Source organism: Azospirillum humicireducens, assembly GCF_001639105.2.
In the GTDB taxonomy this organism is placed as follows: Bacteria; Pseudomonadota; Alphaproteobacteria; order Azospirillales; family Azospirillaceae; genus Azospirillum; species Azospirillum humicireducens.
In genome coordinates this window covers 431,946-440,755 of sequence record NZ_CP028903.1, presented here as the reverse complement: position 1 = coordinate 440,755, position 8,810 = coordinate 431,946, and the positions used below count along the sequence as shown (strand labels likewise).

The 8,810-nt window shown below is 68.7% G+C and carries 3 protein-coding genes and 1 pseudogene; 3 read left to right on the top strand and 1 reads right to left on the bottom strand.

All coding sequences use genetic code 11. From position 1 onward, the window contains the following. Nucleotides 1-342 precede the first annotated feature (342 nt). Nucleotides 343-1,092: a FadR/GntR family transcriptional regulator gene (locus A6A40_RS19715; protein WP_108547592.1), complete on the top strand. Its 750-nt coding sequence runs from the start codon at nucleotides 343-345 to the stop codon at nucleotides 1,090-1,092. Nucleotides 1,093-1,111: 19 nt separating this feature from the next. Here A6A40_RS19715 and A6A40_RS19710 read toward each other — a convergent pair whose 3' ends face one another. Further along, complete coding sequence (locus A6A40_RS19710; protein ID WP_108547591.1) at nucleotides 1,112-3,523, bottom strand: transketolase; 2,412 nt, start codon at nucleotides 3,521-3,523, stop codon at nucleotides 1,112-1,114. A 132-nt stretch (nucleotides 3,524-3,655) separates the two neighbouring features. Here A6A40_RS19710 and A6A40_RS19705 point away from each other — a divergent pair, with 132 nt between their 5' ends. After that, complete coding sequence (locus A6A40_RS19705) at nucleotides 3,656-4,138, top strand: Lrp/AsnC family transcriptional regulator (protein WP_108547590.1); 483 nt, start codon at nucleotides 3,656-3,658, stop codon at nucleotides 4,136-4,138. A gap of 539 nt (nucleotides 4,139-4,677) precedes the next feature. Beyond that, a pseudogene (locus A6A40_RS19700) lies at nucleotides 4,678-8,761 on the top strand (Pls/PosA family non-ribosomal peptide synthetase); the annotation flags it as partial. Nucleotides 8,762-8,810: the final 49 nt, after the last annotated feature.

Here is an 8,810-nt window from a genome sequence, read left to right as displayed (position 1 = left end):
CCGATCTCGGCCCCGGCGCCGCCACGGTATGTACTTGTCAAAGAGCCCGCCCGATGCAGAAACCGAAAGCCTCACCGAACCGCTGGGGTTCAGGTGAAAAGCACCGGTTTGTCGGGCTTCCCCGTCGCGTGTCGGTCGCTGCCGTGTCGGCGGCGCCGGCGTCGTTCGCGTCGGGAGGCGCTTTATAGGCGAGCCCTCCCAAACCGCGCAAGAACTTTTTTCAGCAGGATGACGATTTTTTGAGCGAGCCGCGTGAACGGTGCCATTCGCGTGATCCGCCGCAAATGTTGAAACGTCTGACCTTCTGACCATAGAGTTGTTCGAAACCAGCAGCGAGCGGACATGCCGGTCGAGTTCGAGAGCGTCGTCACCGTCAGCGCGGCCAAGCAGATCGCCGACAGCCTGCGCGCCGCCATCATGGACGGGCGGTTGAAGGTCGACGAACGGTTGCCGACCGAAGAGGAGCTGGCCCAGCGCTTCAAGGTCTCGCGCCCGACCGTACGGGAAGCGCTGAAGCGGCTGGCGGCACAGCACCTGATCCGCTCCCGCCGGGGCCCGACCGGCGGCAATTTCGTCGCCAGCCCGGCACCGGAAGACGCGGCGCGCTCACTGGCCAACGCCACCACCCTGATGGTCGCGGTCGGCGACATCGGGCTGGACGACATGGCGACCGCCAGGCTGGAGCTGGGAGGCGTCTGCTGCCGGCTGGCTGCCGCGCGGAACGATGCGGAGCTGGCAGCGCCGCTGGCGACGATGCGGAATGAGTTGGCGCGGCAGGGCGAGGCGGCGCTGACGGATGAGGAATTCTGCGCGTCGGACGTGCGGTTCCACCGCGCCCTGGTGGATGCCGCCGGCAATGCCCTGCTGTCCTACCTGATGCATGCTGTGGTCGAGGCACTGCAGCCGGTCAGCAACATGATCATCTACCGGGTGCGCGAGCGCGAGGCCATCGTCGGCTTCCACGCCCGCCTGTTGCAGGCCCTGGAAACGCGGAACGCCGAGGCCGCGATGGCGGCGCTCGGCGATCTGGTCGGCTACACCCGCGACCGCTATCGCGAGGCGCTGGAAAAACGGACCGAGCGCGCCGGGTAACGGAGCGGATCGGACCCGATCAGGCGAGGGCGCGCAGGTGGCGGACCGGCCGGCCGGGAGAGACCGCTTCCGCCGCCGCGACGATGCCGCGGGCGTCGATCGCGTGATGGCGGTAGAGGTCGGCGATGGTCCCGGTCTGGCCGAAATGCTCCACCCCCAACGCCCGCGTGCGGTGGCCGGCAACGGACCCCAGCCAGCCCAGCGTCGTCGGATGGCCGTCCACCACCGTGACCAGGGCGCAATGGGGCGGCACCCCCTCCAGCAGCCGCTCGATATGGCCGCGGGCATGGGACAGGCCGCGCTCGCGCGCCCGCTGGGCGGCGCTCCAGCCGGCAGTCAGCCGGTCGGCCGAGGTCACCGCCAGCAGCCCGACATCGCGCCGGTCCTCCCCCAGCATGCCGACGGCGGCGATGGCCTCGGGCGCGACGGCGCCGGTGTAGGCGATCACCACCTGGGCGTTCGGCCCCGGCCTGCGCAGCCAATAGGCGCCATCGACGATGTCGCGGGCGAGATCCTCGTCCATCGTCCGGGTCGGCTGCTCCAGCGCGCGGGAGGACAGGCGCAGATAGACCGAGCCGCCGGTCTCGTCGCGCAGCCAGTTGCGCTCGTCCGGCACCCCCTCCCCGTCCCGCTGCATGTAGTCGAAGGCCCAGCGCATCACCACCGCCAGCTCGTCGGCGAAGGCGGGCTCGAAATAGGCCAGTCCATCCTGCGCCATGCCGACCAGCGGGGTGGCGATGGACTGGTGCGCCCCGCCCTCCGGCGCCAGCGTGACACCGGAGGGGGTCGCCACCAGCATGAAGCGGGCATCCTGATAGCAGGCATAGTTCAACTGGTCGGCGCCGCGCATGATGAAGGGGTCGTAGACGGTGCCGATCGGCAGCAGCCGCTCCCCGAACAGGCTGTGTGACAGGCCCAGCGCCGACAGCAGGATGAACAGGTTGGATTCGGCGATGCCCAGCTCCAGATGCTGCCCCTTCGGCGAGAAATCCCAGCTGTAGGTGGAGGGGATGCGTTCCTTCTTGAACAGGTCGGCCATCTCGCTCTTGGCGAACAGGCCGCGCCGGTTCACCCAGGCGCCGAGATTGGTGGACACCGTGACGTCGGGCGCGGTGGTGACGATGCGTTCGGCCAGAGCCGAGCGCTCGCGCCCGATCTCGTTCAGGATCAGGCCGAAGGCGGCCTGGGTCGACAGGCTCTTCTGCGTCGGGGTCTGCAGGGCGGCCGGCACGGCGACGGCCGGCGCCTCGTAGCGGCGGCGGCCCTTCTGCGCGAAGGGGACGCGGCGCAGGAACTCCTCCAGCGCGGTCTCCGGCAGGGAGAGCCCCTCGAAGCGGTCCCATTCATGGCCGGGGCGGACCTTGTTGGCGGCGCGGAAACCGTCCATCTGCTCGCGCGTCAGCAATCCCGAATGGTTGTCCTTGTGGCCGGCCAGCGGCAGGCCGAAGCCCTTCACCGTATAGGCGATGAAGCAGACCGGCCGGTCATGGGTGCGCGCTTGGGCGAAGGCCTCCAGCAGCGACGGCAGGTCATGGCCGCCGAGATTGCCCATCAGACGGGCCAGCTCCTCGTCGCTGTGGCGCTCGATCAGGCGGGAGACGTCGCCCTGGTCGCCCAGATCGTCCATCAGGCGGCGGCGCCAGGCGGCACCGCCCTGATAGGTCAGGGCCGAATAGAGCTGGTTGGGGCAGCTGTCGATCCAGTGGCGCAGGCGCTCGCCGCCCGGCTCCTTGAAGGCCTGCTGCATCAGGCTGCCGTATTTCAGGATCACCACGTCCCAACCGAAGGCGCGGAAGATGTTCTCCAGCCGCTCCCACAGCCCTTCGCGGATCACCGCGTCCAGGCTCTGGCGGTTGTAGTCGACGATCCACCAGGTGTTGCGCAGCCCATGCTTCCAACCCTCCTGCAGGGCTTCGAAGATGTTGCCCTCGTCCATCTCGGCATCGCCGACCAGCGAGACCATGCGCCCCTCCGGCAGGCCCGGCGCCCAGCCCTTGGCCTTCAGGTAATCCTGGACCAGCGAGGCGAAGAGGGTCTGCGCCACCCCCAGCCCGACCGAGCCGGTGGAGAAATCGACGTCGTCCACGTCCTTGGTGCGGGACGGGTAGGACTGGGCGCCCTTGTAGCCGCGGAAATTTTCCAGCTTCTCCCGCGTCTGGTTGCCCAGCAGATACTGGATGGCGTGGAAGATCGGGCTGGCATGGGGCTTGACCGCCACCCGGTCCTCCGGCCGCAGCGCCGAGAAGTAGAGCGCCGTCATGATGGTGGACAGCGACGCGCTGGAGGCCTGATGGCCGCCGATCTTCAGCCCGTCCAGGTTGGGGCGGACATGGTTGGCGTTGTGGATGGTCCAGGAGGCGAGCCAGAGGACCTTGCGCTCCAGCTCGGCCAGGCAGGCGAGATCGGCGGAGGATGGCTGGATCGCGATCATGGGGCGGCTCCCGGATGCAGGTTATGGTTGGTCAAACCTATCATTTGTGATCCGGCAGATGCTTGCGAACTGGCGTCGATCGAGGTTCCGTTTTAGCATTGGATGCCAGGCCATCGCAGGAAGCGGCATCCGATGCCAAAGCATCCCCTCGACCGTATCGACCGCAGGATTCTGGCCGCCCTTCAGCAGGACGGCCGCCTACCCAACAACGAGCTGGCGGAGCGGGTCGGCCTGTCGCCCTCCCCCTGCCTGCGCCGGGTCAAGGCGCTGGAGGAGGCGGGGGTGATCGCCCGCTATGTTGCGCTGGTCGACCCGGCCTCCGTCGATCTGCCGGTGAACATCTTCGTGAATGTCAGCCTGGAACGGCAGGTGGAGGCGCGGCTCGACGGCTTCGAAGCGGCGGTGATGGCGCGGCCGGAGGTGCTGGAATGCTACCTGATGACCGGCGACGCCGACTATCTGCTGCGGGTGGTGGTGCCGGATCTGGCCAGCTACGAGCGCTTCCTGAAGGAACATCTGACCCGCATCCCCGGCGTCGCCAGCATCCGCTCCAGCTTCGCGCTGAAGCAGGTGCGCTACCGCACCGCCCTGCCGCTGGACCATCTGGGGGGATAGGCCCCATCGCGCGGGGATGATCGGCCATGGCGGCGGGCGGCAAGAGTTGACGTCCCCATGACGGCATCATGAAAAATCAGCGAAAACGGCCGTCTCAGGCAAGCGGCAGCCTTGCAAATGCAAGGGGGTGCCGACGCTGCCGCCAACCCCACATCAGCGAAGGACAGGGCCTGTGGTGCCGCCGACACATGCCCCGGCGCATAGGCAGGCATACATAAGGACACCCTTGACCATGGCGCCGCAACGGATCATGAAAGCGCCGTCCGCTCCTTCATGTATACGCATGTATCCGGTGCCGGCAGGTCTTCTTCTTTCTTTTGGCTGGGACGAATGTTGCTTGTGCAGCGCTTGGGAAGCCAAAGACTTGCCATCCTCCCCCGGTACGGGTGCCGTCATGCCGGACAGCAAGCATTTATTAACCATGAAGCGCCACAACATGCGAGCGGCCCATCGCCGCGTTCAGCCGACCGCCGGGACCAGCCGATGAACGGGTCCCTCCGGCGCCACCGCGCTGATTCCCTTTGGAAGGCTGACACAGCGTGACTCTGCTGACTGCGCGGGCCAACGGCCCGACCGACGTTTCCCCGGCCGGTCAATCGACGACGTCCGCTTCCCAATCCGCCCTTCCAGCGGTGCCGGCGCTGAGCGGGCGGAGCGACCCGTCCCTCCTGCGGGACGAGCTGTTGTCCGACATCCCGCAGGCGACCGCCGTGGCGCATCCGGACCGCACGGCCATCGTTTATGAGGGCCGTCGCGTCAGCTATGCCGAGCTGGAAACGCGCTCCAACCGGGTCGCCCGCGGCCTGCGGGCGCGCGGGATCGGCCCCGGCAGTTTCGTCGGGCTGTGGATGGCCCGCTCACTGGACCTGCATGTGGCGCTGCTGGGCATCCTGAAGGCGGGCGCCGCCTATCTGCCCTTCGATGCCGATGCCCCGGCCGAGCGCGTGGCCGTCAGCCTGACCGACTGCGCCGCCCCGGCGATCCTGGTCGATCTCGTCACCGGCGGGAAGGCGGCAACGCTGGCCGCCGCCGGTGCAACCGTTCAGACGCTGCGCATCGGCGACGTGCTGGGCGACGACGACCGTCCGCTCGACCTGCGGGCCGACGGAGTGACGCCGGACAGCCCGGCCTACGCCATCTACACCTCGGGCTCGACCGGCAAGCCCAAGGGCATCGTCATCAGCCACCGCAACATCTGCCATTACCTGCGCGCCGCCAACAGCGTCTACGGCATCGCCGCCGACGACGTGGCATTCCAGGGTGCCTCGGTGGCCTTCGACCTGTCGCTGGAGGAGATCTTCGTCCCTTATCTGGCCGGCGCGACCCTGTGGGTCGCCAGCCGACAGGTGCTGGACGAGGCCGACCGACTGGCCGACGTGCTGACCGAGGCCGGCGTCACCGTGCTGGACACCGTGCCGACCCTGCTGGCGATGCTGCCGAAGGACGTGCCGTCGCTGCGCGTGGTGATCCTGGGCGGCGAAGCCTGCCCGCCGGCTGTCGCCGCGCGCTGGTGCCGGCCGGGCCGACGCCTGTTCAACAGCTACGGCCCGACCGAGGCGACCGTCGTCGCCACGGTGGCCGAGGTTCTGCCCGACACCCCCGTCACCATCGGCCGCCCGATCCCCAACTACACCTGCTATGTGGTGGACGAGGCGCTGCGGCCGGTGGCCCCCGGAATCCAGGGCGAGCTGCTGATCGGCGGCCCCGGCGTGGCCCAGGGCTATCTCGGCCGGCCGGAGCTGACGGCGGAGAAGTTCATCGCCAACCCGTTCCGCGCCGACGGGAACGACCCGCTGCTCTACCGCTCCGGCGACGCGGTCAGCGTCGATGCCGACGGCAACCTGCGCTTCCATGGCCGCATCGACGATCAGGTGAAGATCCGCGGCTTCCGGCTGGAGCTGGGCGAGATCGAGGCGAAGCTGACCGACCTGCCCGGCGTCGCCCAGGCCACCGTGGTGCTGCGCACCGACAACGGGCTCGACCGTCTGGTCGCCTTCCTGGTCGCCCAGCCCGGCGCCGAGCTCGACAGGACCGCGCTGCGCGACGCGCTGCGGGCCCAGCTGCCGGCCTACATGGTGCCGGCCCACTATGAACAGGTGGCGGAGCTGCCGCGCCTGACCTCCGGCAAGGCCGACCGCAAGACCCTGCAGGCGATGGCGCTGACCGAGGATGCCGGGGCGGCCGAGCAGGAGGAGCCGCGCAGCCCGACCGAGGCCGCACTGCTTGAGGCCGCACGCCGCGTCTTCCCCGGCCAGTCGATCCCGTTGGAGGCCGACTTCTTCCTCGACCTCGGCGGCCATTCGCTGCTGGCCGCGCGCTTCGTCTCGGCGGTGCGCGAAACCGCCGGGCTGGCCAGCCTGACCCTGCAGGATGTCTATGGCGCCCGCACGCTGCGGGCGATGGCCGAACGGCTGGACGCCAAGGCACCGGCCGGTCATGGCGCCAAGCCGGCCGACCTGTCCTTCGAGCCGCCGCCGCTGCGCCGCCGCCTGCTGTGCGGTCTGGCCCAGGCAGCGGCGCTGCCGTTCATCCTGGCGCTGATGACGGTGCAGTGGCTGGGCGTCTTCGTCAGCTACATGCTGCTGTCCGGCGAGGATGCCGGGCTGCTGGGTGAAATCACCACGCTGTTCGGCGTCTATGTCGTCATCAACATCGCCACCGTCGCCATCGCAATCGCGGCGAAATGGCTGATCATCGGCCGGACCAAGCCGGGCCGCTATCCGCTGTGGGGCGTCTATTACTACCGCTGGTGGCTGGCCCAGCGCTTCATTGCGCTTGTCCACCTGAAATGGTTCCAGGGATCGCCGCTGATGCGGCTGCTCCTGCGCGCGCTGGGCGCCCGGATCGGCGCCGACGCGATGATCGGGGAGTTCGAATCCGGCGCCATCGATCTGGTCAGCATCGGCCGCGGCGCCTCCACCGGCGGCAAGGTCAAGCTGGCCAATGCAGAGGTGATCGGCAACGAGCTGGTGATCGGCACCATCGAGATCGGGGAGGACGCCTATATCGGCACCTCCTGCGTGATCGGGCATGACGCCGTCGTCGCCCCCGGAACGGAACTGGCCGACCTGACCGCGCTCGCCGCCGGCACCCGCACCGGCGCCTATGAATCCTGGGACGGCTCGCCGGCCCGCAAGGTCGGCACGGTCGACCGCGCCGCCCTGCCCCAGGCTCCGCGTGCCGGCGCCCTCAGGCGGGCGACCCAGGCGCTGGTCTATCTGGTGGCGGTGGTCGGCCTGCCGCCGGTGGCGCTGATCCCGATCTTCCCGGCCTTCTACCTGTTCGACAAGCTCGACGCCTGGATGGGCGGGCTTTTCAAGGTCAACTACCTGTTCTATGTCCCCGCCATCGCCTGGCCGACGGCCATGTTCCTGGTCGCCTTCACCGTCCTGCTGATCGCCGCCGCGCGCTGGATCGTGCTGCCGAAGGTGGAAGCCGGGTCCTATTCGGTCCACAGCTGGTTCTACGTCCGCAAATGGATCATCGCCCTGTCGACCGAGGTGATGCTGGAGACCCTCAGCTCGCTCTACGCCACCGTCTACATGCGGGCCTGGTACCGGCTGATGGGGGCGAAGATCGGCCGCGACGCCGAGATCTCGACCAACCTCGCCGGCCGTTACGATCTGGTGGAGATCGGCGAGAAATGCTTCATCGCCGACGAGGTGGTGCTGGGTGACGAGGACATCCGCCGCGGCTGGATGCATCTGCAGCCGGTGAAGACCGAGGCCCGCGTGTTCGTCGGCAACGACGCCGTGGTGCCGCCGGGCGCCTCGATCCCCACCGGCGCCCTGATCGGCATCAAGTCCAAGCCGCCGGCGAATGCCGAGATGCAGGCAGGAGACACCTGGTTCGGCAGCCCGCCGATCAGGCTGCCGGTGCGCCAGAAGTTCGACAATGTGGCGGCCAACTGGACCTTCGAACCGTCGCGCGCGCGGCGTCTCGGCCGCGCCGTGTTCGAGGCCTTCAGCCTGTCGATGCCGACGATGCTGTTCATCACCTTCGGCACCTTCGCGGTGGAGTTCTTCGCCCCCGCCATCCTGGATGGGCGCTGGTGGGCGTTCGCCTGGCAGTTCCTGGCGGTCAGCGTCGCCATCCCGACGGCGATGGTGCTGGTGGTGGCGCTGGTGAAATGGCTGCTGATGGGGCGCTACGCCCCCACCATGAAGCCGATGTGGTCCTGGTGGGCGATGCGGACCGAGGCGGTGGCCGTGCTGTACTGGGGCTTGGCCGGCAAGGTGCTGCTCGACCATCTGCGCGGCACGCCGATGCTGCCCTGGGTGCTGCGCATCTTCGGCACGAAGTTCGGCCAGGGCGTCTACATGGACACCACCGACATCACCGAGTTCGACTGCGTGTCGGTCGGCGATCATTGCGCCATCAACGCCCTATCGGCCCTGCAGACCCACCTCTACGAGGACCGCGTGATGAAGGTCGGCCGGGTGAGCGTCGGCACCGGCGTCACCATCGGGGCGGGCGCCACCGTGCTGTACGACACCCATGTCGGCGACTTCGCCCGCCTGGGTCCGCTGACCCTGGTGATGAAGGGCGAGGAAATCCCCGCCCACGGCGACTGGGTCGGCGCCCCGGCCGAGCCGGCCGCCCACGCCCACGAGGCGGTGGACGNAGCGGGGGAGGGATGGGGAGGGGGCACCGAACGCCACTGGTACGACCA

Bases quoted from the DNA above. Each gene is read 5' to 3' on its own strand.
- A6A40_RS19715 (WP_108547592.1), top strand. From the start codon at position 343: ATGCCGGTCGAGTTCGAGAGCGTCGTCACCGTCAGCGCGGCCAAGCAG.
- A6A40_RS19710 (WP_108547591.1), bottom strand. From the start codon at position 3,523: ATGATCGCGATCCAGCCATCCTCCGCCGATCTCGCCTGCCTGGCCGAG.
- A6A40_RS19705 (WP_108547590.1), top strand. From the start codon at position 3,656: ATGCCAAAGCATCCCCTCGACCGTATCGACCGCAGGATTCTGGCCGCC.